A 25,747-nucleotide genomic window follows, 5' to 3' on the forward strand; every position below is an offset into this window, starting at 1 on the left:
GATCAGCCGGCATCCGGGCGGGAACCACGAAGGGCGATGGACGACCTTTTCGAGACGGACGACAATGTTCCCGTGCCGGAGGGCGGCCTCCTGCGGATGCTGCCGATCATCAACCGGCGGGGCCTCCACGCCCGCGCCTCGGCGAAGTTCGTGCAGACCGTCGAGCGCTTCGACGCCGCCGTGACCGTGACCCGGGCAGGCGAGACGGTGGGCGGCCGCTCGATCATGGGCCTGCTGACGCTCGGCGCCGCCATGGGCACTCAAATCGCCGTGACAGCGGTGGGCCCGGACGCCGAATCCTGCCTCGACACGATCGAGGCCCTGCTGGCCAATCGCTTCGGCGAGGACGAATAGGGCGGCTTAGATCTCTTTGCCGGCCCAGGTGCAGAGATCCGAGACCGGGCAGCGCGTGCAGGCGGGCTTGCGGGCCGTGCAGGTATCGCGCCCGTGCCGGAACAGCCAGATATGGGCGCCGTCCTTGAAGCGCTCGGGCACGGCCTCGGCGAGACCGTCGGCGACCGCGTCCACCGTGGCGCCGGGGGCCAGCGGGATCCGGTTCGAGACCCGGAACACGTGGGTGTCCACCGCGATCACCGGCTCGTGGAAGGCGAAGTTCGCCGTCACCTCGGCGCTCTTGCGGCCGATGCCGGGCAGGCGGCGCATCTCGGCCGCGCTGCGCGGGACCGCGCCGCCAAAGCTCTCGATCAGAGCCGCCGACAGCTTGACGATGTTGCGCGCCTTCGACGGCCCGAGCCCCACCGGGCGGATGATCTCGGTGATCTGCGCCTCGCCCAGTTTCAGCATCCCGGCCGGATCCGCGACCCGGGCGAACAGCGCGTCGGCGATGCGCGCCACGGTCGGGCCGGTGGATTGTGCCGAGAGCAGTACGGTTACCAGCAGCCGGAACGGATCGGTGTCGTCGAACCCGGCCTTCGGGTCCGGATCGGCCTCGGCCAGCCGCGCCATCACGGCTTCGACCCGGCTTGCGTCACCGGCTTGCGGCGCCGGGCGGGTCCTTGCCCGGCGCGGAACGGGCTTGATGCCGTGGAGTGTGTCGCGAGCCATGGAGCGCAGCTAGGGCCGGGACGGCCGGCTCGACACGCGGCGGATTGACGGCCCGGCTCAGCCCCGCGCCCGGCGCCAAGCGATCGGGCCGATGTTGAGGCTCAGCGTGCCGGCCGCGATCGCTTCGACCCGGGCCAGGAACGCGTGCCGCAGCGCGCCGCTCCAGGCGGACAGGCGACCCCGGGTGATCTCGGACGGCGCGACGGCGACGGGCGCGCGATCGTCGAAGACCGGCACGCGCGTGGCGGGCAGCGCCCAGCCCTCGGGCCGCACGCCGAGGAAACTTTCCATCGGAATAGCGCGCGGTGCCGTGGGACTCCGCGCCGCGCGGACCGGCCTCTGCACCGGCTCGACCGGGCGGTTCAGGGTGGCGAGACGCAGGCGGATCGCCCGGTCGATCGCCTCCAGGGCGGCGCCGTCGGTCAGGCCGGTCGCCTCCGGTCGGATCCGGGGGATCTCCGCGCCTGCATCCCGGCTCCAGGCCAGGGTGAGCCGGCCCCGGGCCGGGGCCTCGATCCCGACAGGCTGCCCCTCGGAACGGCCGCCCTGTATCACGGTGAAGCGCTTTGCCATCGCCTGTCCCGACCTCTCGACCAATCGTCCCAATCCGGGACGGCGGGGCGCCCGGAGGCGCCGTTTGGGTCGATGGCTTCAAGGACGGTGCCGCCCCGCGGCTCAGCCTCCCGGGATCGCCAGCGGGTTGTCGGTGAGCGCCGCGGCGTCCGGCGCGTCCACCCGCGGGCGGCCTAGGAACGCGTCCCAGAGGCGCTGGACGAAGGCCGGGTCGAGGTCGCGCAGGATCAGGACGAGGCGGGAGGTGTGGTCGGGATCGGGCCAGGCCGGCAGGGTGAGGGGGGCGTGGAACACATGCTGGACGCCGTGGACCACGATCGGGTGCTCCGGGTCGTCGGCGAGCGCCACGAGGCCCTTGAGCCGCAGGAGCTTCGGTCCGTGGCCGGAGCGCAGCAGGTCCATGAACATCTCGAAGGCCGGGCGCGGTACCGGCGCCGCGCTGGTCAGGCACACCGCCTGGATCGACGCATCGTGGCGGTTCACGTCGTTGTGGTCGTGGTGATGCGCATCCGAAAAAGCTTCGTCGCCGAGCCAGGCGCGCACGTCGGCGCCCTTGCCGTCAAGGCCGAACAGGCCGCCGAGCAGATCGTCGGCCGGGGCGTCCGGGGAAAAGATCGACGCCGCCGGGTTGAGGGCGGCGAGCCGCGCCCGCATCCCGGCGGTGTCACCGGCGAGGTCGGCCTTGGTCAGGACGATCCGGTCGGCCACCGCGGCCTGGCGCACGGCCTCCGGGTGTGCGTCGAGAGTGTCGGCGCCGGTGACCGCATCCACCACCGTCACCACCGCCTGGAGCCGGTACCGGAGCACCAGATAGGGATGGTAGATCAGCGCGTGCAGGATCGGCGCCGGGTCGGCCAGCCCGGTGGTCTCGATCACCACCCGGCGGAACGGCTTGATCCGGCCGTTGTCGCGCTTGCGCAGCAGGTCTTCGAGGGTGGCGATCAGGTCGCCACGCACCGTGCAGCAGAGGCAGCCGGCGCCGAGCAGGACCATGTCCTCGTCGATGGTCTCGATCAGCAGATGGTCGAGGCCGATCTCGCCGAATTCGTTGACGATCACCACCGTGTCGGCGAGCGCCGGATCGCGCAGCAGCCGGTTCAGCAGCGTGGTCTTGCCGGCGCCGAGAAAGCCGGTGAGCACGGTGAGCGGGATCGGCTCCGGTCGGCGCGGATCCGGGGCGGGCGAGTCAGTCAGGGACATGCCTGCCGAGATGGGGGTTTTGAGCGCCGGGAGCAACGCGCTCGTGCGCAGGCCGCACACGCGCGGAACTCCTGAACGCCCAAGCATTTCCGGTCATTCCGGGGCCGCGAAGCGGAGCCTGGAATCCTGAGCCGCCGATGGTGCAGACCTGGATCAACCTGCGTTTCTGGATTCCGGGCTCGCCTGCGGCGCCCCGGAATGACGGGGTAATCTATCCGGCCGCTATCACGACGTGGCTTGAGCAGAGCCGCCTGCCGCTACTCCTCAGCGGCGGCCTTCTTGCCCTGAGGCTTCTTCACCTCGGCCTTCTTACCCTCGGGCTTGGCCGGCGCCTTGTGGGCAGCGGGCTTGGCAACGGGCTTCGAGAGGCCCTTGCCGGGCTTGGCCTCCGGCATGCCGGGCGTCTCGACCGACGTGTAGGCGCTGGCGCTGCGCGGCAGGCCGTGGGCCGGCTTCGCGGCGACCTTCGCGGCCGGCTTGGCCGCAGCCTTTGCGGCGTTGGCGGCCTTCACCTGCTCCAGCCTTGCCTCGCGAGCCTGCTTGGCGGCCTGCAGCGCGGCCTCGCGCTTGGCCTTGGCGGCTTCGAGCCGGGCGGCCCGGGTGTTGGCGGCAGCCGTCTTCTGTTCGGATTCCTGGGCCGCCAGGATCTGCTGGCCCTCGGCCGGGTTGCGGCCGATCCAGACCGCGATCGGCTGGAGCGGCGCCCGGGGCGGGAGCGTGCGGGCGCGCAGGGCCGGGCTGGAGAAGGCGGCCATCGCGAGCGCCGGGGAGTTCGCCACCGAGCCGCCGATCAGCTGCGCCGCCGAGCCGGGGGCGCTGACCGCACCGGCGCCGTCGTCGATCGGCGGCGGCTTCTTGCCGCCACAGACATAGGGGCGGATGTCCGGCGGCCCACCGAGGGACGAGGCCGGCAGCGCGTCGAGGGTCGGGCTGGTCCAGCCGGCGCTCTGGGTGAAGGCGTAGTCGAACAGGTCGGCGGCCTTCACGTCGCGCTCGCGCGGGCTCGGCTGGCCCATCACGATGGTGATGACCCGGCGACCATTGCGCGAGGCGGTGGCGACCACATTGAAGCCGCCCGAGCAGATGAACCCGGTCTTCATGCCGTCCGCGCCGGGATAGCGCCCGAGCAGACCGTTGTGGTTGGCCATGACGGCGCGGCCGAACTGGATCGCCGAGATCGAGAACAGGTCGTGGGAATCCGGGAAGTCGCGGATCAGCGCCCGGGCGAGCACCGCCATGTCGCGGGCCGAGGTCCACTGGCGCGGGTCCGGCAGGCCGTTGGGGTTGGTCCAGCGACTGTCGCGCATGCCGATCCGCTGCGCGGTCTCGTTCATCTGGTCGGCGAAGCCCTCGATCGAGCCGCCGAGATTCTCGCCTATCGCGTAGGCGATGTCGTTGGCCGACTTGACCATGATGATCTTGAGGGCGTTGTCGAGGGTGAGCTGCGTGCCCGGCTTGAAGCCCATCTTGGAGGGCGGCTCGGAGGCCGCCGCCGCCGAGATCGTGACCATCGAATCGAGCGAGACCTTGCCCTGCCGCACCAGGTCCAGGGCGACGTAGGTGGTCATCAGCTTGGTGATCGAGGCCGGATACCAGGGGTCGGTCGGGGCCTGGGAATAGATCACCTTGCCGGAATCGACATCGACCACGAGGATCGGCGCGGTGACCGCGCTGGCGGCCTGGATCCCGATGAGGCTTGTGCCGAGAAGCCCCGTCAACGCCGCGAATCCGACGGTCACGCGCCGGAGGAGAGAAGAGGACATTCGAGCCCGACTCGTCAGTGGATCGCCAGGGCGGCGCCGGGAGGCGCCGGTCTTCCGGCCGGCCGGCCGGGATTCGTGCAGCCCGGACCGCCGGGGAGCGGTCGTCGTGCTGCATCACGGCATCAACGTCGCTACCGTGGCAAGAGCAAGGCGGGACACAACCGCGGGTCTGCGCGGCACTCTCGTCGGTAGTCCACAAGCCGCACGCCACTTATGTGCGGGCTGGCGGTCAGGCGAAGAGGTTTCAGGAACAACGGTGTCTTACGCGGTCAAGGAGATCTTCCACACCCTTCAGGGGGAGGGCGCCCAGGCGGGACGCGCGGCGGTGTTCTGCCGATTCGCCGGCTGCAACCTCTGGTCCGGCCGCGAGGCGGATCGCGCCGCAGCGGCCTGCCGGTTCTGCGACACGGATTTCGTCGGCCTGGACGGGGAGGGCGGCGGCCGCTTCGCGGATGCCACCGCTTTGGCGGACGCCATTGCCCGGACCTGGGCCGGCGGGCCGGAATGCCGCTACGTGGTGTTCACCGGCGGCGAGCCGCTGCTCCAGCTCGATACGCCCCTGATCGAGGCGGTGCACCGGCACGGCTTCGAGATCGCCATCGAGACCAACGGCACCCTGCCGGCGCCCCCCGGCATCGACTGGATCTGCGTCAGTCCCAAGGGCGCCAATCCCCTGGCGCAGACGAGCGGCCACGAGTTGAAGCTGGTCTATCCCCAGATGGATGCCGACCCGGCGGATTTCGTCGGCCTCGCCTTCCGGCACCGCTTCCTTCAGCCGATGGACGGCCCGGAGCAGAGCGCCAGCACCCAGGCCGCCATCGCTTATTGCCGCCAGGACGCCCGCTGGCGGTTGTCGCTGCAGACGCACAAGATGATCGGGATTCCGTGAGGGGTGACCGGCCGGCGTAAATCCGGCTTGCGGGCGCATTTCCCCTCGCCCCGCTCGCGGGGAGAGGGCTCCGGCGACCTTGTCGTCGCCGGAGCGAGGCGGCAGCCGAGGGTGAGGGGGTGGTTCGGGATGAGCCACTTCCTGAGCCGCCCCCTCACCGCCGCTCCGGCTGCGCCTGCGCTTCCCGCACGCGAGGCGAGGGGAACCCACGCTTCGTTCTGGTCTGAACGGGCCATCCCGTCACCCACACCCTTCCCATCCCGCCAAAAATCGGGAACGATCCCCGCCGCCTTCCCGCCTCTGGACCGGTGCCCTTGAGTCTGGACGATCCATCGCCGCTCGCCCGCGCCGCACCGGAGGGTTTTTGGCCGATCGATCCGGACCCGCGGGTCACGAGCCTGGCCGGGCGCCAGCATTGGCGCTTCCGGGCGGGGCGGCCCGTCGCGGCCGAGGTCGCGGGCCTGGCGATCCTCGCTGAGGATCCGCGCATCGCCCATCTGGGCATCCGCCGGGACCGGCAGGGCCGGCCGTTCCCCGCCGCCTTCGCGTGCTCGCCCGAGACCGGCGCGCCCCTGGGGCCACCGGTCCCGGCACCGGCGCCGGAGATCCTCGATATCGATCTGGAGAGCGCGACGGAGGTGCCGTTGCCGAGCGGCGTGCCGGCGCTGGTCCGGGCCGGGCACCCGGCGGCGCTCTACCTGTTCCAGGAGAACCTCGGCGCGTTCGAGGGCTGGGACGGCCACAGGTTCGTCGGCCTCGGGCGGCTGCCCCCCGATCCGGTGGGCTCCGGCCTGACGCCGGGCCGCCGGGGCATCGCCTACGCCACCACCGAGGCGCTGGTCAGCATGAGCCTGCCCCAGCTCGGGCCCCGCCTCGTCCGTGCCGAGGCCCGGGCACCGGGCCTGCGTTTCCTGTCAGCCCCGTGCTGGCGCCGCGGCGACCTTTTCGTGCTTGGGGAGCGCGGCAGGCGTCTTATCCTCTGCCGGAAGGACGCCGAGTCGAACGCCCTCGACCTGCGCGATCTCGGACGGCCCGCCCCGGGTGCGGATTTCGCCGGCCCCTGGACCAACCGCCTCGGCGATTGCGTCTGGACCGGCCCGGACGGCTTCGTGGCCTGCCGCACCCTCGGCGACGAGACCCGAGTCACCCCCTGGCCCGCCGGCTTCGAGCCGGTCATCGCCCAGGCGCCCTGGGGCGACCGCGCCGACCTGCGCCACCAACTCGGCATGAGGGACGGACGCTATCACCTCGCCGCCCTGGCGTCGGACCCGGCCCTGAACCGCCTCGACGGGCCGCATCTGGCGGCCGGGCCGGGCACCTATTCCGGCGCCGAGCGGTTCGATGTGCCGTGGCAGACCGCCGAGGAGGTGCTCAACCTCGGCGCCCATGCCGGCAACCTACTGGTGCCCCTTCTGGCGCTGGCCCGCGACACGATCCTGCTCGCCCTCGACATCCCCGGCCCGCGCGGCGGCTTTCTGCGGGGCGAGAGCCTACCGGCGCCGGTGACCGGCCACGTCCTCCACCACGCCCACGGGGCGGGCCTGCGCCGGCTGCCGCTGGGTCTCGCGGTGTCGCGGATCGGCGACGCGCGGGCGCTCCTCCACGATCGCGTCCTCTATCTGTGGAGTCGGGCCGAAGGCCGCTGCCACGCTCTGCGGCTGCGCGCGGCATGAGCGTTCTCCTGCGGGCGGTGCTGGCCCTCGTTCTCCTGCTCTGCGGGCGCGCCTGGGCCGAGGCGCCGGTGCGGCAGGTGTTCCTGGTGCAGGATTCCGGGTGGATGGAGCCGTTCCTCACCGCCGAGGGCTCGCAGTTCCGGCCTCTGGTCGAGGCCCTGGTCGCGGCGGCCCGGGTCCCGGGGGGCGAGATCGCCGTGGCGACCTTCGACCAGGACGGGCAGGTCCCGGGCCGGCCCTCGCCGCGTATCCTGTACGAGGGCGCCTACGAGGCCGCTCGGGTCCGGGCGGCGATCGCCTCGATCGACCTGCCGCGCAAGGCCGGCAGCGCCGCCTATGCGGATGCCGACTTCAACGGCGCGCTGCTCGGCGCGATCCGCACCGGCCTGCGCGGCCGGGACGGGGTGATCTGGATGGTCACCAACAACAAGAACAGCCCGGGCAACAGCGCCGAGGTCGAGCGCAACACCGCCGCTTTCTACGTGGCGCTTCGCGAGTCCGACGCGATCAGCCGGATCGTCGCCTACCCGGTGCGGATGCCCCTGAAAGGCCGCAACTTTTCCGAAGGCGGCTTCGTCATCTACGGCATCGGCTACGGCGCGGCCGGCGACCGGGCCCTCGAAGCCGCCGTCACCGCGCCGGGACTGACGGCCCTGTTCAGCCATCCGCCCGTGAGCCTGAAGCCGGTTCTGGCCGGCGGCCTGACCCTGCGCTTCGACCGTATCGACACCGGCGGGTTGCAGGCCGGCCTGGAGAACGGCGTGCTGGTGGTAAGCGGGGCGGACGCCACCGCCGGCACCGCCCTGCGGCTCACCGCCCATCTGCACAACGGCCTCTATCCGCAACGGGTCGCCGCCGCGCGGCTGGCCCTGAGCTGGAGCGAGGTCGGCACCGAGGCCGGGCTGGCGCAGGCGGCGGTCTCGCCCGCGGAGATCACCGACCTGGCACCCCAGGCCGAGAGCGGCCCGCTCGCCGTGGTGCTGACCCTGCCGCCGATCCCGCGCCCCGCCGGCCTGGCCGGCCTGCTCTCCGACGGGCGCACCGTGGATGGGACGCTCACCCTGCGGCTGGCGGACTTGCGCCTAGCGCTGGATCCGGCCTTCCTGGACCGGGTGCGGCCGATCTTCGGCAGCGGATTGTTGTCCGGAGACCAGATGGGTGGGGCGGCTGGGGATGCGCGTGCGGTGGAGGGCCGGCTGCCCGGCCTGTTCCGCGACTATCGCGGCGTCTCGGAAGCCTCGGTGAGCCTGCCGGTGCGGATCGAGGCGGCGTTCTCGCCGTGGCCGCTGATCGCCGCCGCCTCCGGCGCCCTGGCGCTCGCCGGCGCGGCCGGTCTCGGGGCCCTCGCGCTCGCCCGGGCGCGGGTCCAGACCGTGATGCTCGGCACCGTCCCGAAGCGGGTCAGCCTGCGCCCCTACCGCACCCAGACCCTGCGCGCCCCCGACGGCAGCCGCTGGCAGGTGCGGGCGGGCCTGTGGGGGCCGGCCTGCGCCACCCGCCTTCAGGAGCCCGGACCCGGCGCATGATTTTTTTGTATGTTGACCGCGTTGGACCGCCTGGAATCGTCCGCGTCCAGGCCCGGACCGGGCAGGATTTCACCATTCCGGCCCCGCAGAATCCGAGCCCGCAGGCGGAGCCGCTGCCGACGCCGCCCGCCCAATCCACCACCGCCGCGAATCCGTTCAGCACCCTCGAACGGGGGCCGACCACCACGGAACTCGCGCTGGGCGCGGCCGCCCTGGTGGTGCTGGCGGTGCTGTTCCTGTTCGTCCGCCAGGGGGTGCGCGCCCACCTGATCAACCGCCGCGCCACGCTCGACGCCGCCGACGGCGCCAGCTGGATGCTGTTCTCGGCGTTGATGCTCACTGCCGCGATCCTGGTGAGCGCCACGGTCGGCCGGCTCTGGCAGGCCTGGGCCGGGCTGGCGGCCGGCTTCGCCCTCTGCCTCGTGCTGTTCGGCGCCGCCCTGGCGCTGTTCCTGCGCGCACCCGACCGGAGGCGCTGAGATCATGGCTGACGCCCGGCCCGCCGAGACCGAGACACTCCTGAAAATCCGCCCCACCGTGTTCGTGGCGCTCGGCGGCACCGGCATGGAGGTGCTGCTGCGCCTGCGCCGCCGCATCCTCCAGGCCGACTGGAACGGGACACGGATCAGCGCCCTCGACCAGTTTCCGGCCGCGTCCTTCCTGTATTTCGACACCGACACCCTGGAGGCCCGCGAGGCCGGCCGGGCGGCGGCCACCGACGCGCTCTCGGCCAAGGTCGCGTTCCGCGAGGGCGAGACCCTGCAGAAAGCGGTCAACTTCGCCCGCTACCAGGCCGAGCGGCGCAGCTACCCGCATATCGATTCCTGGCTCCCGGCCCGGGACCTGTCGCGCATCGACGCCTCGAAGGGCGCCGGCCAGATCCGGGCCATCGCGCGGCTGCTGTTCTTCGACGAGGTCCGCAACTTCCAGGACCGGCTCACCGCCAAGGCCGGCGCGGTGCTGGCCAACGTCTCGAACGAGGCGCAGCTGCGCGCGCTCGGCCTCGACACCTCCACGGACCTGCGCGTCGTCGTAGTGGCGTCGGTGGCTGGCGGCACCGGCTCCGGGGCGGTGATCGATGCCGGCTACGCGATCTCCTCGCTCGAGACGCCCAAGCGCCCGGACGCCGTCGATCTCTTCCTCGTCCTGCCCTCGGGCTATGTCGGCGCCAACAAGGACCGGGTCTTCGCCAACGGCGTCGCGACCCTGTCCGAGCTCGAATACGCCATGCGCGGCAATCCCGAGCCGCCCTATGTCGAGAGCTGGGGCGATCACGCCCGGGTTGCCCGCGGGGTCGAGCGGCCGTTCAGCGACATCTACCTGTTCGACACCCAGAACCTCGCCGACCAGCGCACCGGCGCGATCGGCGACCTCTACGACATGATGGCCGACGTGCTGTTCGAGGATTTCGGCAATTCCGAATTCTCCGGCCGCAAGCGCTCGACCGGCGTCAACCAGACCCAGCACAAGATGCGCAAATGGGCGCCCCCGAGCCCGGACCAAGCCGGCCGCGCCGCCCTGTTTTCCTTGAACTACTCGGCGCTCGGCCAGGCCGTGCTCGCCACCCGCGGCAGCCTCGAATTCGAGGAACACGCCGCCCGGGCCGGTCTCGGCATGGTCGAAGCGTTCTTCGGCGTCGCCCGGGGGCAGGGCGAGCGGCACATCCCCACGGTGGAGGAGCGCGACCGCTTCGCCGCCGACCGCCTCGCCCTGCGCTTCTCCGCCTTCGAGGCCTTCCCGAAGGTGCTGCGCCCGGCGCCCCCCGGCATTCCCGAATACGACCTCGTCGGCACGCTGCTGCAGCGGGCGGACGGCTCGTCGATCCAGGAATCGGTGGCGCTCGGCGTCGAGGAGGCGGTGGACGCGATCAAGACCGAGATCGCGAGCCCCCGGGACTGGGCCCCGAACCTGCGCAAAGAGGCCGAGCGCCTGCGCGACGACATCCTGGGCCGCACCGGCTCGGGCGCCGCCTACGGTCCCCGCGGCGCCGAGGTGCTGGATGTCCGCGCCAAACTCGAGGTGGCCTGGCTCTCCGACAGGGACGGCGCGCTGCCGGCCGCCCTCTACCGCCTGCTCGACGATCAGGAGCGCGGCGGCCTCGATTATGCCCGGGCGCTGATCGAGGGCGTGAAGGAGCTGATCGAGGCCGATGGCGGCGCGCTCGCCCGTCTCACCGCCGCCGCCGACACCTATGCGCGGCTCGCCGACGAGATGCTCGCCGAGCATTTTTCCGCCTCGCTCAGCCGGCTCGACCAGGTCCGCCCCGGCCTGATTTTCTCCCATCGCCGCGACGCCGAGCGCTACCTGGAGCAGGCAAGGGAGGATCTGCGCGGCTCCTGCGTCCTGCGCATCCGCTCGGTGGCCGCCCGCGAGGCGGCCGAGCTGCTGCGCCGGGTCTCGGCCAGGCTGGGCACCCGGACCGGGCGCGACCCCGAGACCGGCGCCGCCCGCTACGACGGTCTGCTCGGCGCCCTGAACCAAGGCCACGAGGATGTCGGCCGGCTGATGCGTGAGCTGCGCCTCGACATCGCCGAGATCCGCAACGCCATCGAGCGCCCCTCGGGCGGCACCTTCCTGGTCCTGCCCTCGGGCGACCTGCCCGATAAGATCGCGGTCGCTCCGGCCGAGCAGCTCGCTTGGGCGCGCGAGGCGTTCCGGGCCTATGGCGGCTCGCGGGCGATCTTCGCGCTGCTGCGCGAGGAGGAGACCCGGGCCGACCTGCTCAACGCCGTGCGCGACATGGCCCGGCGCCGGCTCGGGCCGCACCGCGCCCGCATCCCCTCGGCGCTCGATGCGCTCCGCGAATTGCCGCCCACCCGGCAGCGCCAGACTCTGGAGCTGATGCTCCTGCGCTGCATGCCGTGGATCTACGCGCGGTTCGATGCCTTCAGCCCGGGCGGCGACCAGTTCAAGACGATCCTGGCGGTGGAGGGCTCGCGCGCCTTCCAGGCCGAGTTCGGCCCGATCCTGCGGGCGAGCCTGCCGCCGGTGCTCGGTGCCGGGGAGATCGGCTTCCTGGAATCGAGCCAGCGCGGCCGCATCGTCTGCTATTGCGAGCTGTCCGGTGTGCCGCTCGACGTGCTCGGCCCCCTGCGGCGCGACTGGCGCAACGCCTACGCCCAGGAGCTCGACCGCCTCGACGCGATCCCGCTCCACAACCACAAGGACTATCTGCGCTTCCCCGACCCGGTCGCCCCCTCGGCCGAGGAATCGGACGCCCTGCGCGAGACCCTGTCGCTGTTCCTGCGGGCGGTCTGCCTCGGCCTGCTCCAGCGCGCCCCCGAGACCGGCCTGTGGCGCTTCGCCTTCGAGCCCGGCGACTGGCGCAGCGTCGGTTCGGAGCGGACCCTGCGGCGCAAGCTGTTCGACCGGGTCCAGCGCGCGGCGATCGCGGCCCAGCTCGCCGAGGCGGAGGCGGCCCTGTCGCCGGTCCAGAACCTCGCGATGGCGGCCCTGTTCGCCTGGACTGCCAAGCGCGCCTACGCCCCCCGGCGCGAGACAGTGAATTTCGACGCTGAGGCCAGGGTCGGCGGCGTCGGCCACGCGGTGGCGGACGCGCTCAGCCGACGCTGGCGCCAGGGTGCCGTCGAGGCCGGCGGCCTGCCGGGCGATCCGGATCGCCTGTTCGATGCGCTGCTGGCCCAGATCGAGGCCTGGACCAAGCCGATCCCCGGCAGCCTCGCCGACGTGCCCGCCGAGGAGGCCAACCGCGACCCGTCCGACCCGCCGGCCCTGCGCGCCGTAGACAAGCGCGTGATCGATCCCGCTTCCTTCACCACCGAGGCCCTGCTCCGCCTCGCCAACCCGGCCGCCCCGGCCCCGCCGCCACCGCCGCCGGCCGCTCTCTTTTACGTCTATCGCGACACGGTCGAAGGCCCGTTTTCGCTCGCCGACCTCGTGGCCCAGGCCCGCGCCGGCACCCTGAGCGCGGCCATCCAGATCCACCCGCAGGGCGGAGCCTGGATCGCCGCCGGCGACCACCCGGCGCTGGCCCCGCTGCTGGCGCCACCGCCTCCGCCGCCGCCGGCTCGCTGAGGCTGCGCTCGGCTGACGATGGTGGCCGACGGCTTTCCGCCAGCCACACCGTCATTGCGAGCGTAGCGAAGCAACCCAGTGTGGCGCCACATCTTGAGATCGCGCGCTGCCCTGGGTTGCTTCGCTACGCTCGCAATGACGGGAGAGGTGCTCAGTCACGCATCGCCAAAACCTGCGCCCGCGCCGCCCGAATCGCCGAGCGGGCGAAGCGGCCGTTCGCCAACGTCGGATCCGGCTCGCCGCCGGCCAGCACCATGCGCCGGAGCGCGGTGAGCGCCGGGTCGCCCCAGGCGTCGAGCAGGCGCCCGAAGGCGGCGTGGCGGGCGGCGTCGAAGCCGGCCCGGCGGCCGGACACGTCCTTGGCCGGGTGGGCCGGATGCAGGGCCGCGCAGGGTACGAGGCCGGGCGGGATCGGGGCGGTCGCGGCATGGGTCCGGCCGAGGCGCAGGAGCTTTGGCAGGATGTGGCTGTGCGGCCCGGGGGCGCCGACACCGCCTTCGGGCGGGATCGGCGTGTACACCTCGATCCGGCCGAAGCGAGCCAGGAACACCCGGTGGGGGCTCGCCGCGACGAGCAGGGGCCCGATCGGATTGCCGGGGGCCAAGATCGGCCGGCCGGCCGCGGCCCGCAGATCATCGATCAAGCCGGGATCGGCCACCCGGACGCAGGCATCGACCGCCCGGAGCCCAAGGCCGAGATCGAACAGGATCGCGCCGCGATCCTGCGTCCGCGCAGCTGCTGCGTCCGGCCCAAGCTCGGTCAGCACGTCGCGCCGGCCCATGGCGCAGGCCGCGTCCGGCAGGCACAGGGCGACCGCTTGGCTCCAGCCGCCCGTGAAGCCGGTCTCGTAGGCAAAAGGCACCAGCTCCGGCGTTGCGGCGAGCATGATCGCGCCGCACGGAGTCGATAGGCCGATCTCGCCATTCTCGCGGAACGCCACCGGCTCGGCCGGGTCCCGGGAGAAGGCGGCCACCGCCCCGTAGGCGCCGAGGCTCCAGGCGCAGGCCGGGTCGGCGAGGTAGTCGCGCAGCAGGGACACCACCGATCCGCCCGTCATCGACGTCCCATAAGCCAAGCCCCATCCTTGCGAAAACCGCGCGGAGGACTATCCCCGCAGGCAGCACGCCTTGACACGGCCGGCGAATGACCGGAAGTCGCGGGTCGATCATCGAGGTTGTTCTCGGCGCGGCGGGCGCGATGCCCGGGACGACCGGGGCGGAGATATCCGCGGGGAGGGACGCGCTGGCATGGATGTGATCGATACCGAGATTCCGGACGTGAAGCGCATCAAGCTGAAGCGCTTCGGCGACAGCCGCGGCTGGTTCTCCGAGACCTTCCGGGCCGATACGATGGCCCGGGCCGGGATCACCACGCCGTTCGTGCAGGACAACCAATCCTTCTCGGCCCCGCAGGGCACGATCCGCGGCCTGCATTTCCAGATCGCCCCGCAAGCCCAGGCCAAGCTGATCCGCGTGCTCCAGGGCGCGATCCTCGACGTGGCGGTGGATATCCGCAGCGGCTCTCCGACCTTCGGCAAGTACGTGGCCGTGACGCTCGACGCCGAGAACGGCGAGCAGCTCTACATCCCGCACGGCTTCGCCCACGGCTTCTGCACCCTGACGCCGGACGTCATGGTCGCCTACAAGGTCGACGCCTATTACAGCCCCGCGCACGACCGGGCCTTGGCCTGGGACGATCCCGAGATCGGGATCCCGTGGCCGGTCTCCGGCGAGGCCGCGATCCTCTCCGACAAGGACCGCCGCGCGCCGAAGCTCGCCGCGCTCGGCCAAATGTTCTGAACAGCGTTCTGAAGCGATGTTTCCGGCCGCCAAGCGGCCGGGCCGTATTTTCGTCACGCCGGACGGTCTTTAGCTGCCGGCAACCCATGTCTTTCAGACCATGTCTTTACGCGAACGATCCGAGGGGGGACACGCCATGCGCATTCTGGTGACCGGAGGCTGCGGCTTCATCGGCTCGGCGCTGGTGCTGCATCTCGTCAACGATCTCGGCCACGAGGTCTGCACCCTCGACGCGATGACCTACGCGGCCAACCCGATTTCCCTGGCGTCCCTGGCCGATAACCCGCGCCACCGCCTCGTCGAGGCCGATATCTGCGACCGCGCCGCCGTGCAGGCCGCCATCGCCGACTTCAAGCCGCAGGCGGTGATGCATCTGGCCGCCGAGAGCCATGTCGACCGCTCGATCACCGATCCGGGCGCGTTCGTGCGCACCAACGTCATCGGTACCCAGACCATGCTGGACGGGGCCCGCGCGCACTACGAGGCCCTGCCGGAGGCGGACAAGAAAACCTTCCGGTTCCTGCACGTCTCGACCGACGAGGTCTACGGCTCGCTGCCCCCCGGGGCGTTCTTCACCGAGGAGAGCCGCTACGATCCGCGCTCGCCGTACTCGGCCTCGAAGGCCGCCTCCGACCACCTGGCGCGAGCCTGGCACGAGACCTACGGGCTGCCGGTGCTGGTAACCAATTGCTCGAACAATTACGGACCGCGGCACTTCCCGGAAAAACTGATCCCGCTGATGATCCTCAATGCCCTCGAGGGCAAGAAGCTGCCGGTCTACGGCGACGGACTGAACGAGCGCGACTGGATCCATGTCGAGGACCACGCCAAGGGCCTGGTCGCCGTGCTGGAGCGCGGGCGGGTCGGGAACACCTACCTGCTCGGCGGCCGGGCGGTACGCAACAACCTCGCGGTGGTGAAGGCCCTGTGCGCGGCCTTCGACCGGCTGCGGCCGGAGAACGGCCCCCACGAGCAGCTGATCAGCTTCGTCACCGACCGGCCCGGCCATGACCGGCGCTACGCCATCGACTGCACCAAGGCCGAGACCGAGCTCGGCTGGCGGCCGCAGAAGACCTTCGAGCAGGCGCTGGAGGAGACCGTGGCCTGGTACCTCGACAACGAGAGCTGGTGGCGCCCGATCCGCGAGGGCCGCTACACGGGCGAGCGCCTGGGGCTGACCCACTGATGGACATCCTGGTCCTCGGCGGTGCCGGACAGGTCGGCACCGAGCTGCAGGCCCTGGCCTGGCCCGCCGGCGTCTCGGTGCACGCGCCGAGCCGGGCGGAGCTCGACATCACCGATACGGGCGCCGTCGCCCGGACCCTGGACGCACGGGACTACCGGGCGGTAATCAACACCGCCGCCTACACCGCCGTGGACAAGGCCGAATCCGACGTGGTCGAGGCCTGGCGCCTCAACGCCCTCGCCCCGGCGATCCTGGCCGCCGCGACGGCCGCGAAAAACATCCCGCTCGTGCACGTCTCGACCGACTACGTCTTCGCCGGCACCAAGCCCGAGGGGGCCTATGCCCCGGACGAGCCGATCGACCCGCAGAGCGTCTACGGCGCCAGCAAGGCCGCGGGCGAGCTCGCCGTGCGCAGTGCCAACCCGCGCCACGCGATCGTGCGCACCGCCTGGGTGGTGAGCCCGCACCGGGGCAACTTCGTCAAGACGATGCTGCGGCTCGCCGGCGAGCGCGACGCCCTGACGGTGGTGAACGACCAGCACGGCTGCCCGACCTCCGCCTCCGACCTTGCTGCCGCGCTCGCGGCGATCGCCCAACGGCTCGCCGAGGACCCGGCCGCGCCCACCGGCACGTTCCATTGCGTCAATGCCGGCGCCACAACCTGGCACGGCTTCGCCGAGGCGATCGTGGCGGGCGCCGCCCGGCGAGGCGGCCGGTCGATCCCCGTCAACGGCATCCCGACCTCCGCCTATCCGACACCGGCCCGGCGGCCGGCCAATTCGCGCCTGTCCACCGACAGCCTGACCGCGGCCTACGGCATCGCGCCCCGGCCCTGGCAGGCGGCGCTCGACGACATCCTGGACCGGCTCGTCGGGCCGGTCTCAGAGGGAGCTTCCAAGCCATGAAGGGCATCGTTCTGGCCGGCGGATCCGGCACGCGCCTGCACCCGGCGACGCTGTCGATCAACAAGCAGCTGCTGCCGGTCTACGACAAGCCGATGATCTACTATCCGATCTCGGTGCTGATGCTCGCCGGCATCCGCGAGATCCTGATCATCTCCTCGCCGGAGCACCTGGACAATTACAAGCGCCTGTTCGGCACCGGCGAGCAGTTCGGCCTGCAGTTCTCCTACGCGGTGCAGCCGCGGCCGGAGGGCCTCGCCCAGGCCTTCGTGATCGGGCGCGACTTCGTCGGCACCGACGACGTGGCGCTGATCCTCGGCGACAACCTGTTCTTCGGCGCCGGCATGAGGGAGCTGCTGGCGGCTGCGCGGGCGCGCAAGGACGGCGCGACGGTCTTCGCCTACCATGTCGACAACCCGCAGGCCTACGGCGTGGTCAATCTCGACAAGACCGGGCGCCCGACCAAGATCGTCGAAAAGCCGCAGAACCCGGAATCCACCTGGGCGGTGACCGGCCTGTACTTCTACGACAACCAAGTGCTGGACATCGCCGCCGCGGTGAAGCCGTCGGCGCGGGGCGAACTGGAGATCACCAGCGTCAACGAGGCCTATCTCCAGCGCGGCCAGCTCTACGTGGAGCGGATGTCGCGCGGCTATGCCTGGCTCGACACCGGGACGCATGACAGCCTGCTGGAAGCCAGCGAGTTCGTCCGCACCCTGCAGAACCGCCAGGGTCTCCAGGTGGCCTGCCTGGAGGAGATCGCCTTCCTCCAGAACTTCATCACCCGCGACCAGCTGATCGCCCGCGGCGAGATGTTCGCCAAGACCAATTACGGCCAGAACCTGCTGCGCCTGGCCCGCGAGAGCGAGGACGAACTCGCGCTGCGGTGACGCGAACGATCCGGGGCCAAACGGCCCCGGAAAACCGTGAGTCGCAAAAATCTACTTCGGGCTGCACCCGATGCAGATGCCTTGAGAAATCTTGTCGTCCTGCATCTGCTCCCGGGTGCGGGTGCGGCGATCATCCGCGGTCGCGGCACCGGCGCCGGAGGCCGGCGGCATCGTTTGGCCGACCGACGAAGTGTGCGGCGCCGTGATGGTGGAGGTCGGTCCTCCGCCGGTTCCGGTCTGAGCCTGCGCCGAGGCGGCCGTCGCGGCCAGCATCGGCAACAGCGCCGAGAGGCAAAGAATCGTGATGGTGCGGGTCATCTGTCCGGATCTCCTTGATCCGACCTAACGCGAGCGTGACCACCCAGTTCGGTCCGCCCCACGAACTCACCCTTTGTTCGCCTTTGCAGACCGGGCGCGGCGCCGTATCAGGGGCGCGCATCCCTGATCCAGTGTCGAAACCCCGGAGCCGCCGCGCCGATGCGGGACCCCAACGCGATCGACTTCTGGCGCGGCTTCGCCCTCGTGACGATTTTCATCAACCACGTCCCGGGCAACACCTTCGAGCGCTACACCTACTCGCAATACGGCATCTCGGACGCCGCCGAGCTGTTCGTGTTCCTGGCGGGCTGGTCGATCGGCATCGCCACACGCGGGCGCGACGGGAAGCCGGAGCCGGCCGGCCGGAGCGTGGTCCGGCTGCTTGCCCGCACCGTCGAGGTCTACCGAGCGCAGCTCACCGTGATGCTGCTGGCGCTGGCGCTCATCGCCGGCTCGGCGCTGCTGCTCGACAACCCGCTGATCCTCGAATGGCACAATGCCGGCGGCTTCTTCGCCGACCCGATCCAGTCGGTCTGCGGCATGGCGCTGATGACCTACCAGCTCGGCTTCTTCAACATCCTGCCGCTCTACGTGGTGCTGATCGGCATCGCGCCGATCTTCGTGCTGGTCGGCCGGTTCAGCCTGATCGCATCGCTGGCCTTATCCGGCGGCCTTTACCTCGCCAGCCTCGTCTTCGAGTGGAACGTGCCGTCCTGGCCGGGAGAGGGGGATTGGTTCTTCGACCCGTTCTGCTGGCAGGTGCTGCTGGTGCTGGGCTTCGTCCTCCAGGGCTGGCACCTGCGCTCCGACACCCTGCGCCGTTGGTCGCGGAGATTGATTCCCGCCGGGCTCGCCATCGTCATCCTCGGGATCGTGCTCGCCGTGACGGGGATCCGCCCGGATCCGCTGATGGTGCCGGAGCCGCGGCTGCTGTTCACGTTCGAGAAGACCTACCTGACACCGGCACGGCTTCTTCATTTCCTGGGGGTATTGCTGGCCTTCGCGCCGCTCTACGCAATCCTGGCTCCCCGAATCGGTCCGGTCGGTGGCTATCTGAACCGGCTGGGTCGGAACTCCCTGGCGGTCTTCTCCATGGGCTCGATCCTGAGCCTGATCGGGCAGCTCGTGCGTTTCCAGACCGGCGGCGGCGTGCTGGTCGATATGCTGGTCGCCGGAAGCGGCCTGGTCGGTCTGGGGTTCACCGCATGGTTCGTCGAATGGCGTACCCGCATCAAGTCGTCCCGGCCCCGCCCGTGAGGTGCGCGCGCGCCTCCGGGCTCCGCTGGGCGCTGACCGCTCTAATTCTGGGCGCCCTGGCACCAGCGGCAGCCGCGGAGCAGCCGGCAGATCCGGGCGCGGGCGAGCCGGGCCTGTCGCAGGAATGCCGGGTCCCGGGCGCGCAGCTCTACACCATGGCCAAGCTGGGCGCGGTCCGGTCGGCGCTCGGCGAGAACCGCCCGCTCAAGATCCTGGCGATCGGCGGCAGCGCCGCGCCGGGGGCCTCGGCCTCCTACCCGGCCAAGCTCGAAGCCGCCCTGGAAAAGGCGCTGCCCAAGACCGACGTGACCATCGACCATCGCGGCCTGCCGGGGGAGATCGCCTCGGGCGCGGCCGAGCGCCTGCGCACCATGGTGGCGGAGGCCGAACCCGACCTCGTGGTCTGGCAGGTCGGTACCCACGACGCCATCGCCCGGGTCGATGCCGACGCCTTCGCCAGCGCGCTCAGCGAGGCCGTGGCCTGGATCCGCTCGCACGGGATCGACGTGGTGCTGGTCGACCCGATCTACACCGCCAGCATGGCCGCCGACGTCGATTACAACCGGATCGTCGATGCGGTCCGCACCGTGGCGGGCCAGCAGCAGGTGCCGCTGGTGCGCCGCTACGAGGCCCTGCACTACCTATCGAGCCGCAGCGACAAGGGCGAGGGGCACATGCTCGGCCGCCAGTTCCGGCTCAACGATCTCGGCCTGCGCTGCATGGCCGAGCACGTGGCGCTGACCATCGCCACCTCGCTGATGCGGACTGAGGCGGAGCCGGAGCCGAAGGTCGCCCCGGCCGGGCCGCCCTTAACCGCACCGCAACGCGCCCCGGGCTAGACCGTAGAACCCGAGACCGTTTCCCTGCGGTCACTGGAGTATCGGCCCGGATAGTTCATTCCGGACGATGTCTCAGCGGGTTTGACGGGTCATCATCTGTTTCCGAGCTGGCGGCCGCCATTCGGGATGATGCTCCGAGCCTGGCGCGGAGCCCGTGGTGTCAGCGACAGCCCTCCCGGCCCTCAGCAAGCTCGCCGCCGCCGGCCAACGCCTCCACGCCCTGCGGGAAGGCCCGGCGCGGGCGGCGCTCACGGTCTTCGTCATCCGGGTCGGCGCGGCCGGCTTCGCCTACGCGGCGCAGGTGCTCGCCGCCCGGCTGATGGGCTGGGACGCCTACGGGATATTCGCCGCCGTCTGGGTCTGGACCGCGATGCTCGGCCACACGCTGACGCTCGGCCTGTCGCAGGGCGCCTGCCGGTTCGTGCCGACCGATCAGGCGCGGGGCGATCTCGACCTCGCCCGGGGCTACCTCAGGGCCGGCGCGCTGGTCACCGGCGGGGCGGCGCTCACCGTCGCCGGCCTCGGCGCGGCGCTGCTGTGGCTGGAGCCCGGCCTGTTCGCCCCGGCCTACCGGGCCCCGATCGCGGTCGCGCTCTGCGTGATGCCGCTGTTCGCGCTTCAGGATTATCTCGAGGGCGTGGCCCGGAGCCAGAACTGGGTCGGGCTCGCCATCGCGCCGCCCTACCTGCTGCGCCAGAGCCTAATGATGGCCTGCATGATCGGCGCCGTGCTGCTCGGGGCGCCGCCCCGGGCCGAGGTCGCGATGGCCTGCATGCTGGTCGCCGCCGCCATCGCCACCGCGCTGCAGGCCGGCCTGCTCCTGGCGCGTCTGCGGGCGGATCTGCCGGCCGGGCCGCAGCGCTACCAGTGGCGGACCTGGCTCGGCACCAGCCTGCCGATCGCCGGGATCGACCTCGCCAATGCCGGCTTCACCTTCGTCGACGTGATCGTGCTCGGCGCTCTGGTGAGCCCCGCCGAGCTCGGTCTGTATTTCGCCGCGACCCGGATCCAGCAATTCGTCGTCTTCGTGCATTTCGCCGCCAGCGCGGCGACGCTCCAGCGCTACAGCGCCGCCCACGCCCGAGCCGATCGCCCCCTGCTCGCAGACCTTGTGCGCCGCCAGGGCCGGCTGACCGCGGGGGCCACCGCCCTGGTCGGCGCCGGGATCGTCGGCTTGAGCCCCCTGCTGCTGGCGATGTTCGGCCCCGGGCTCGGCTCCAGCGTGCCGATCCTGGCCGTGCTGGTCGCCGGCAGCGTCGCGGCGAGCCTGTTCGGGCCGGGCGAGGACCTTTTGACCATGCTGGGCGGCGAGCGCCTCTGCGCCGGCATCACCGCCTTCATGCTGATCGTCGCTGGCGCCCTGTGCCTGATGCTGATCCCGCTCCTCGGCCCCCTGGGGGCCGCCCTGGCGGTGGCGCTGGCGACGATCGTGCGCGCCGGCCTGCTCGCCCGCGCGGCGGGCCGCCTGCACGGGCTGCCGACCCCGATCTGGTCCGCGGGAGCGATCCGATGAATGTTCCGGCTTACGCGCCGCCCGAAGCTCTCGCCGGCCTGTCGGTCTCCGTCGGCTCCGCGCCGGATCCAGCGGCCTGGGATGCGCTATTCGCCTCCGCCGCAGCGCCGCATCCGCACTACACGCACCACGTCATCGCGGCGCACCGGGCGGCCGGGCTGCTGCCCGATGGGCTGCGCTTCGTCACGGTACACCGCGGCGGCGCTTGCGTCGCGCTCCTGCCCTTCACCCTCCGGCGCGACATCACCGGCCTCGGCGGCCGGGTGGCGCGGCCGTTCCTGTCGCCGCTGGTGACCGCCACCGCGCCCCTGGTGATCGATGGCCGGGGGCGCGGAGCGGCGGTGGACGCCCTGGTCGCCGGCCTGGAGGAAGCCGGCCGGGCTTGGCGCTGGCCGCTCCTGCCGACGGAGGACGGCGCCGTCCCGGACATGCTGGCGGCGATGCGGGCGCGCGGCTGGGCGATCGGCGTCGTGACGGCGTTCGAGCGGCCGATGATGGTGCGCCGGGCGGATTACGACGCGTTCCTGGCCGGGCATCCGAACCGGTCCCGGTTCAAGGATCTGCGCCGCCGCGCCCGGCGATTGGCGGAGATCGGGACGGTCGCTCACGTCAGCGCCACGGGCGGCTCGGACTTGGCCGGGCTCGTTGACGACTTCCTCGTCCTGGAGCGGAAGGGCTGGAAGGGGCAGGCCGGCACCGCCATGGCCTGCCGGCCTGACATGGACGCGCTCGCCCGCGCCCTGTTCGCCGAGGCGCCCGGCCCGGTCGGCATCCGGGCGGATGCCCTGACCCTCGACGGACGGCCGGTCGCGATCAGCCTCGCCCTGGTGGGCGGCGGCACCGCGACGCTCCTGAAGACCGCCTACGACGAGGATCTGCGCAGCCACGCCCCCGGCCTGCTGCTGGAAGCCGAGATCGTGCGCGCCTGCCACGAAACCGGTTTTGCGCAAAAACTCGATTCGGCGACCCTCGACGGCTCGGCTCTGGAGAGCCTCTACCGCGACCGGACTCCCGTCGCCGAGATCATCGCTCTGCCGCCGGGGGAGCGCAGCCTCTCCCTGGAGCGGCGTCTGCGGCTGGCGCGTTTCGAGCACGAGGCCCGCGCCGCAGCCAAGAGGGCTTTGCGGCGGCGCTGAAACGCGGCCCTATCGGTTGCGATACGGCCCCTCGCCCTGGATCTGGTCGTAGACGCCGTGCCCGGTCCGGGCCCGGTAGGCGCGGCCGGCGATCTCCCCGGGGGTCGGCGGCGTGCCGGGCTGGGCGAAGCTCGTCTCCGGGCGATAGGCCGGTCCCCAGCCGATCTCCTCGTCGCCCGCCGTGTCCTTGCCGGGAAAGCCAGTGGCGTAGCCGACGCTCTGGGCAAAGGCCGGGGCTGCGGAGAGCCCGAGCACGGCCGCGAGGGTGAGGCGGAGGGTGGTCCTGGAGCGCATGGATCGTCTCGTCGATGGTCGATCCGCAGTGCGGATCCTCTGAACGGGAAACGCCGGTCCGGGACGTGCGTTCTCGGGGGCGCATCCGTGTCGCGGGAAAGCTCCCGAAGCTGCGATCCGGACGACGCCTCACTGCGGAGGCCCGGGTCGCCATGGAGGATTGGAAGGCGGGTTTCCGGGCCGAGTTGCGGGCCATCGAGATCGCCACCGCCGACGCGGCGGCGTCGGTCCTGCCCGACCTGCTGCGGCGGCTGCGGCATCACCAGGCCGAGCTCGACGGCCCCGCGCTCCTGACGCTCTATCGCCGCTGGCGGATCCGGCGCCTCGCCCGGGCGGTGGCGGATGCGCGCTGGCAGGTGGAGCAGGGCCGCCTGGCGCGATCGGGAGGGCTCGATCCGCGGCGGTAAGGCGGTTTCAGGCGGCGACAGGCCGCCGGGCGCCCGGACGGGACGCTGCGGCACGGGCCGGCGCGGGCCGGTCCTTCTGCTCGGGCGTCGGGGCGGGCAGGCGCACCAGCACGACGGTGCCGACCGTTTCCTCCGAGCGGATCCGCAGGGAGCCACCATGCAGCTCGACCATGGAGCGGGTGATCGCGAGGCCGAGCCCCGAGCCCTTGTGGCTGCGGGTCATCTGCGCCTCGACCTGGGTGAACGGCCGGCCGAGCCGGGCGAGGTCGGCCCGGGGGATGCCGATGCCGCTATCCTCGACGAACAGGTGGGTGCTGGCCCCCGCCCGCCGGACGCGGACCGCGACGCGGCCGCCGGCCGGCGTGAACTTCACGGCGTTCTGGACGAGGTTGGCCAGGATCTGCTGCATCGCGCTCGGATCGGCGAGCAGGTCGATCCCAGGCTGCACGTCGAGGCCGAGCACGATCCCCTTGTCCCGGGCGGCCGCCTCGACCAGCCCGAGAGCCGAGGCGACGGCAGCCTCGGCGGAGATCGGCCGCGGGCTCAGCCGCACCCGGCGCGCTTCGAGCCGGGCCATGTTGAGGATGTCGTCGATCATCGAGAGCAGGTGCGAGCCGCTCTCGCGGATGTCGCGGCAATACTCCGTGTAGCGCGGGGTGCCCAGCGGCCCGAGGACCGCGTTCTCCATCACGTCGGCGAAGCCGATGATCGCGTTGAGCGGCGTGCGCAGCTCATGGCTCATATTGGCCAGGAACTCGGACTTGGCCTGGCTCGCGGCCTCGGCGGCGGCCTTCTGTTCGAGGTAGCGCTCGGCCAGGTCGGCGAGCTGCTGGGTCTGAAGTTCGAGGGTGCGGCGGGAGCGCTTGAGATCCCTGACGGTCTCGATCAGCTCGCGCTCGGAGGCCTGCAGCTGCTCCTGGTGGCGCTTCAGGCTGGTGATGTCGGTGCCGACCGAGACGTAGCCGCCATCCTTGGTGCGGCGCTCGCTGATTTGTAGCCATCGTCCGTCAGTAAGCTCGGCCTCGAAGGTCCGGGCGGCCATGCCGGGGAGGGCGAGGCCGGCCTCGGGGGATTCGCGTCGCACCTGGGGCAGCACGCCCCGGCCCATCACGTCGGTGTAGCTCCGGCCGGATTGCGCGTCCTCCGGGCTGAGGGCGTGGAGGTGGCGGAACTTCGAATTGCACAGCACCAGCCGGTTGCCAGTGTCCCAGAGGACGAAGGCCTCCGAGATCGCCTCGACGGCGTCGCGCAGGCGCATGTCGGAGGCCGCGTTGGTCTCCTCCAGGGCGCGCTGCTCGGTGATGTCGGTGGCGATGCCGACGAGGTGGCGCCCGCCATCGGTGACGTCGGGCATGACCTCGGCCCGGGCGCGCAGCCAGACATAGGCGCCGTCGGCTCCGCGCATTCGGAAGGCGTGGTCGACGCAGGTCTGGGCGGCGGCAAGCCCCCGGGCGAGGCTGTAAAGGTCGCCGTCGTCGGGATGGACCAGGGCGTTCACCGCCCCGAAGGAGAGATATTCGTGCTGCCGCTGGTAGCCGAGCAGGGCGTACATCGAATCGGACCAGTAGATCCGGCCCCGGGCGATGTCCCAGTCCCAGAGCCCGCAGGCGCCACGGCGCAGGGCGGTCTCCAGCCGGCCGCGGATCTGCTCGCGGGCGCGGTCGGCCCGGGTCGCCTGCCGGCTCTGCAACCCGTAGGCGAGGCCGACGCCGACGATCACCAGGATCGCGGCCCCGACCAGGACGATCTGGTCCCGGGCCCGGGCGCTCCAGCCGCGCATCAGCGGCTCGATCGGCTGCAGCACCGCGACCTGTCCGGCCCCGCCGGGCAGGCTGTGGATGGCGGCGAGCACGCTCTCGCCGCCCGGGAGTTCAAGGGCCATGGCGCCGGCGCGCTCGCCGAGGCCGGAGAGCGGCTCGCTCTCGCCCAGCACCTGGGCCAGGGTCGTCGCGTCGGCGGGAAGGGGCGGGTGGGCGGCGGCGATGCGGGTATCGGGCCGGACCAGCAGGAGGCGCCGGCCCGGATGGCGCTCGCTCTCCGGCATCAGGCTGCGCAAATCGGAGGCCCGGCCGCCAACCGGCGCGATCGCCCGGGCGGCCAGCCGGGCGAAGCCCTCGACCTCAGCCTTGGCGCCGGCCAGGATCTCGGCCCGCTGGCCCTGAATGTGGAGCGCCGCGAGGCCGACCAGGCAGGCCAGGAACACCGCGAGGATGCCCGGCACGGCGTAGCGCAGCCACCGCTCGACCAGACCGAGCCGCGGATCCCGGACGCGCATCGGCCAGGAAACGGCGAGACTCGATTCCGCACGCGCGGAGAAGGAAGCGGAAGCCGCCTCCGGCATGGCCGAACCTCACCCGTGGGAGTTGCGATCCGTTCGCCGCGTCTCGCGCCCCCCGAATCTGATTGAATACAACCATCTTCGGGGGCCGCTTGTCCACGGATTTTTTACCATTCGGGCTTGACGCAACCCCTGCGTTACGAC

At 71.8% G+C, this 25,747-nt stretch carries 23 protein-coding genes; 15 read left to right on the forward strand and 8 right to left on the reverse strand.

Annotated features, from left to right (window positions below; all coding sequences use genetic code 11):
* The first annotated feature begins 36 nt into the window (after positions 1-36).
* Positions 37-354 carry an HPr family phosphocarrier protein gene (locus tag BM228_RS14235; protein ID WP_092041543.1) on the forward strand — a complete coding sequence of 106 codons (318 nt, stop codon included), beginning with the start codon at positions 37-39 and terminating at the stop codon, positions 352-354.
* A gap of 6 nt (positions 355-360) precedes the next feature.
* Here the strand turns inward: BM228_RS14235 and BM228_RS14240 are convergent, their stop codons facing one another.
* The 4 genes from BM228_RS14240 to BM228_RS14255 form a co-directional block, all read right to left on the reverse strand.
* On the reverse strand, positions 361-1,065 hold the full coding sequence (locus BM228_RS14240; protein ID WP_092041546.1) for an endonuclease III domain-containing protein: 705 nt from the start codon (positions 1,063-1,065) through the stop codon (positions 361-363).
* Between the two features lie 57 nt (positions 1,066-1,122).
* Complete coding sequence (locus BM228_RS14245) at positions 1,123-1,638, reverse strand: hypothetical protein (RefSeq protein WP_092041548.1); 516 nt, start codon at positions 1,636-1,638, stop codon at positions 1,123-1,125.
* Between the two features lie 102 nt (positions 1,639-1,740).
* Positions 1,741-2,838 carry a CobW family GTP-binding protein gene (locus BM228_RS14250; RefSeq protein ID WP_092041790.1) on the reverse strand — a complete coding sequence of 366 codons (1,098 nt, stop codon included), beginning with the start codon at positions 2,836-2,838 and terminating at the stop codon, positions 1,741-1,743.
* 257 nt (positions 2,839-3,095) lie between these two features.
* Positions 3,096-4,601: a D-alanyl-D-alanine carboxypeptidase family protein gene (locus BM228_RS14255; protein ID WP_092041551.1), complete on the reverse strand. Its 1,506-nt coding sequence runs from the start codon at positions 4,599-4,601 to the stop codon at positions 3,096-3,098.
* A gap of 256 nt (positions 4,602-4,857) precedes the next feature.
* Here BM228_RS14255 and queE point away from each other — a divergent pair, with 256 nt between their 5' ends.
* The 5 genes from queE (at position 4,858) to BM228_RS14280 (ending at position 12,724) form a co-directional block, all read left to right on the forward strand.
* On the forward strand, positions 4,858-5,490 hold the full coding sequence (gene queE / locus BM228_RS14260) for a 7-carboxy-7-deazaguanine synthase (protein WP_092041554.1): 633 nt from the start codon (positions 4,858-4,860) through the stop codon (positions 5,488-5,490).
* Positions 5,491-5,798: 308 nt separating this feature from the next.
* On the forward strand, positions 5,799-7,163 hold the full coding sequence (locus BM228_RS14265) for a hypothetical protein (protein WP_244537146.1): 1,365 nt from the start codon (positions 5,799-5,801) through the stop codon (positions 7,161-7,163).
* Complete coding sequence (locus BM228_RS14270) at positions 7,160-8,689, forward strand: hypothetical protein (RefSeq protein ID WP_092041559.1); 1,530 nt, start codon at positions 7,160-7,162, stop codon at positions 8,687-8,689. The genes BM228_RS14265 and BM228_RS14270 overlap by 4 nt, the downstream gene beginning before the upstream one ends.
* On the forward strand, positions 8,686-9,168 hold the full coding sequence (locus tag BM228_RS14275; protein ID WP_092041562.1) for a hypothetical protein: 483 nt from the start codon (positions 8,686-8,688) through the stop codon (positions 9,166-9,168). The genes BM228_RS14270 and BM228_RS14275 overlap by 4 nt, the downstream gene beginning before the upstream one ends.
* A 4-nt stretch (positions 9,169-9,172) precedes the next feature.
* Complete coding sequence (locus tag BM228_RS14280) at positions 9,173-12,724, forward strand: tubulin-like doman-containing protein (protein ID WP_092041565.1); 3,552 nt, start codon at positions 9,173-9,175, stop codon at positions 12,722-12,724.
* A 151-nt stretch (positions 12,725-12,875) separates the two neighbouring features.
* Here BM228_RS14280 and BM228_RS14285 read toward each other — a convergent pair whose 3' ends face one another.
* Positions 12,876-13,781, reverse strand: a complete 906-nt coding sequence (locus tag BM228_RS14285; protein WP_167367735.1) for a DUF6925 family protein — start codon at positions 13,779-13,781, stop codon at positions 12,876-12,878.
* A 190-nt stretch (positions 13,782-13,971) separates the two neighbouring features.
* Here BM228_RS14285 and rfbC point away from each other — a divergent pair, with 190 nt between their 5' ends.
* The 4 genes from rfbC (at position 13,972) to rfbA (ending at position 17,501) form a co-directional block, all read left to right on the forward strand.
* Positions 13,972-14,523, forward strand: a complete 552-nt coding sequence (gene rfbC, locus BM228_RS14290; protein ID WP_092041571.1) for a dTDP-4-dehydrorhamnose 3,5-epimerase — start codon at positions 13,972-13,974, stop codon at positions 14,521-14,523.
* Positions 14,524-14,659: 136 nt separating this feature from the next.
* Complete coding sequence (gene rfbB, locus BM228_RS14295) at positions 14,660-15,709, forward strand: dTDP-glucose 4,6-dehydratase (protein ID WP_092041573.1); 1,050 nt, start codon at positions 14,660-14,662, stop codon at positions 15,707-15,709.
* Positions 15,709-16,614, forward strand: a complete 906-nt coding sequence (gene rfbD, locus BM228_RS14300; protein ID WP_092041576.1) for a dTDP-4-dehydrorhamnose reductase — start codon at positions 15,709-15,711, stop codon at positions 16,612-16,614. The genes rfbB and rfbD overlap by 1 nt, the downstream gene beginning before the upstream one ends.
* A complete protein-coding gene (gene rfbA / locus BM228_RS14305) occupies positions 16,611-17,501 on the forward strand; it encodes a glucose-1-phosphate thymidylyltransferase RfbA (protein WP_092041578.1) in 891 nt (296 codons plus the stop codon). The genes rfbD and rfbA overlap by 4 nt, the downstream gene beginning before the upstream one ends.
* Before the next feature lie 51 nt (positions 17,502-17,552).
* Here rfbA and BM228_RS14310 read toward each other — a convergent pair whose 3' ends face one another.
* Positions 17,553-17,819, reverse strand: coding sequence for a hypothetical protein (locus tag BM228_RS14310; protein WP_092041581.1), 267 nt, complete (start codon positions 17,817-17,819; stop codon positions 17,553-17,555).
* A gap of 159 nt (positions 17,820-17,978) precedes the next feature.
* Here BM228_RS14310 and BM228_RS14315 point away from each other — a divergent pair, with 159 nt between their 5' ends.
* The 4 genes from BM228_RS14315 to BM228_RS14330 all read left to right on the forward strand — a co-directional run bounded on the left by BM228_RS14315 (position 17,979) and on the right by BM228_RS14330 (position 22,564).
* The gene (locus BM228_RS14315) at positions 17,979-19,076 is read left to right on the forward strand and encodes an OpgC family protein (protein WP_092041584.1); all 1,098 of its coding nucleotides are present in this window, start codon (positions 17,979-17,981) and stop codon (positions 19,074-19,076) included.
* A complete protein-coding gene (locus tag BM228_RS14320) occupies positions 19,037-19,915 on the forward strand; it encodes an SGNH/GDSL hydrolase family protein (RefSeq protein WP_092041586.1) in 879 nt (292 codons plus the stop codon). The genes BM228_RS14315 and BM228_RS14320 overlap by 40 nt, the downstream gene beginning before the upstream one ends.
* A gap of 157 nt (positions 19,916-20,072) precedes the next feature.
* Complete coding sequence (locus BM228_RS14325; RefSeq protein ID WP_092041589.1) at positions 20,073-21,428, forward strand: lipopolysaccharide biosynthesis protein; 1,356 nt, start codon at positions 20,073-20,075, stop codon at positions 21,426-21,428.
* Positions 21,425-22,564: a GNAT family N-acetyltransferase gene (locus tag BM228_RS14330; RefSeq protein WP_092041591.1), complete on the forward strand. Its 1,140-nt coding sequence runs from the start codon at positions 21,425-21,427 to the stop codon at positions 22,562-22,564. The genes BM228_RS14325 and BM228_RS14330 overlap by 4 nt, the downstream gene beginning before the upstream one ends.
* Before the next feature lie 9 nt (positions 22,565-22,573).
* Here the strand turns inward: BM228_RS14330 and BM228_RS14335 are convergent, their stop codons facing one another.
* A complete protein-coding gene (locus BM228_RS14335; protein ID WP_092041594.1) occupies positions 22,574-22,858 on the reverse strand; it encodes a hypothetical protein in 285 nt (94 codons plus the stop codon).
* 152 nt (positions 22,859-23,010) lie between these two features.
* Here BM228_RS14335 and BM228_RS14340 point away from each other — a divergent pair, with 152 nt between their 5' ends.
* Positions 23,011-23,265, forward strand: a complete 255-nt coding sequence (locus BM228_RS14340) for a hypothetical protein (RefSeq protein WP_092041596.1) — start codon at positions 23,011-23,013, stop codon at positions 23,263-23,265.
* Positions 23,266-23,272: 7 nt separating this feature from the next.
* On the opposite strand, the gene BM228_RS14345 is transcribed toward BM228_RS14340, so the two are convergent.
* Complete coding sequence (locus tag BM228_RS14345) at positions 23,273-25,606, reverse strand: PAS domain-containing sensor histidine kinase (protein WP_092041598.1); 2,334 nt, start codon at positions 25,604-25,606, stop codon at positions 23,273-23,275.
* Between the last annotated feature and the right edge of the window lie 141 nt (positions 25,607-25,747).

The sequence above is a fragment of the Methylobacterium pseudosasicola genome (genome assembly GCF_900114535.1).
GTDB classification, from domain to species: Bacteria; Pseudomonadota; Alphaproteobacteria; order Rhizobiales; family Beijerinckiaceae; genus Methylobacterium; species Methylobacterium pseudosasicola.

Excerpts from the sequence above, each read along its gene's own strand:
- BM228_RS14235 (WP_092041543.1), top strand. The coding sequence starts at position 37 with ATGGACGACCTTTTCGAGACGGACGACAATGTTCCCGTGCCGGAGGGC.
- BM228_RS14240 (WP_092041546.1), bottom strand. The coding sequence starts at position 1,065 with ATGGCTCGCGACACACTCCACGGCATCAAGCCCGTTCCGCGCCGGGCA.
- BM228_RS14245 (WP_092041548.1), bottom strand. The coding sequence starts at position 1,638 with ATGGCAAAGCGCTTCACCGTGATACAGGGCGGCCGTTCCGAGGGGCAG.
- BM228_RS14250 (WP_092041790.1), bottom strand. The coding sequence starts at position 2,838 with ATGTCCCTGACTGACTCGCCCGCCCCGGATCCGCGCCGACCGGAGCCG.
- BM228_RS14255 (WP_092041551.1), bottom strand. The coding sequence starts at position 4,601 with ATGTCCTCTTCTCTCCTCCGGCGCGTGACCGTCGGATTCGCGGCGTTG.
- BM228_RS14270 (WP_092041559.1), top strand. The coding sequence starts at position 7,160 with ATGAGCGTTCTCCTGCGGGCGGTGCTGGCCCTCGTTCTCCTGCTCTGC.
- BM228_RS14275 (WP_092041562.1), top strand. The coding sequence starts at position 8,686 with ATGATTTTTTTGTATGTTGACCGCGTTGGACCGCCTGGAATCGTCCGC.
- BM228_RS14280 (WP_092041565.1), top strand. The coding sequence starts at position 9,173 with ATGGCTGACGCCCGGCCCGCCGAGACCGAGACACTCCTGAAAATCCGC.
- BM228_RS14285 (WP_167367735.1), bottom strand. The coding sequence starts at position 13,781 with ATGACGGGCGGATCGGTGGTGTCCCTGCTGCGCGACTACCTCGCCGAC.
- rfbC (WP_092041571.1), top strand. The coding sequence starts at position 13,972 with ATGGATGTGATCGATACCGAGATTCCGGACGTGAAGCGCATCAAGCTG.
- rfbB (WP_092041573.1), top strand. The coding sequence starts at position 14,660 with ATGCGCATTCTGGTGACCGGAGGCTGCGGCTTCATCGGCTCGGCGCTG.
- rfbD (WP_092041576.1), top strand. The coding sequence starts at position 15,709 with ATGGACATCCTGGTCCTCGGCGGTGCCGGACAGGTCGGCACCGAGCTG.
- rfbA (WP_092041578.1), top strand. The coding sequence starts at position 16,611 with ATGAAGGGCATCGTTCTGGCCGGCGGATCCGGCACGCGCCTGCACCCG.
- BM228_RS14310 (WP_092041581.1), bottom strand. The coding sequence starts at position 17,819 with ATGACCCGCACCATCACGATTCTTTGCCTCTCGGCGCTGTTGCCGATG.
- BM228_RS14315 (WP_092041584.1), top strand. The coding sequence starts at position 17,979 with ATGCGGGACCCCAACGCGATCGACTTCTGGCGCGGCTTCGCCCTCGTG.
- BM228_RS14320 (WP_092041586.1), top strand. The coding sequence starts at position 19,037 with ATGGCGTACCCGCATCAAGTCGTCCCGGCCCCGCCCGTGAGGTGCGCG.
- BM228_RS14330 (WP_092041591.1), top strand. The coding sequence starts at position 21,425 with ATGAATGTTCCGGCTTACGCGCCGCCCGAAGCTCTCGCCGGCCTGTCG.
- BM228_RS14335 (WP_092041594.1), bottom strand. The coding sequence starts at position 22,858 with ATGCGCTCCAGGACCACCCTCCGCCTCACCCTCGCGGCCGTGCTCGGG.
- BM228_RS14340 (WP_092041596.1), top strand. The coding sequence starts at position 23,011 with ATGGAGGATTGGAAGGCGGGTTTCCGGGCCGAGTTGCGGGCCATCGAG.
- BM228_RS14345 (WP_092041598.1), bottom strand. The coding sequence starts at position 25,606 with ATGCCGGAGGCGGCTTCCGCTTCCTTCTCCGCGCGTGCGGAATCGAGT.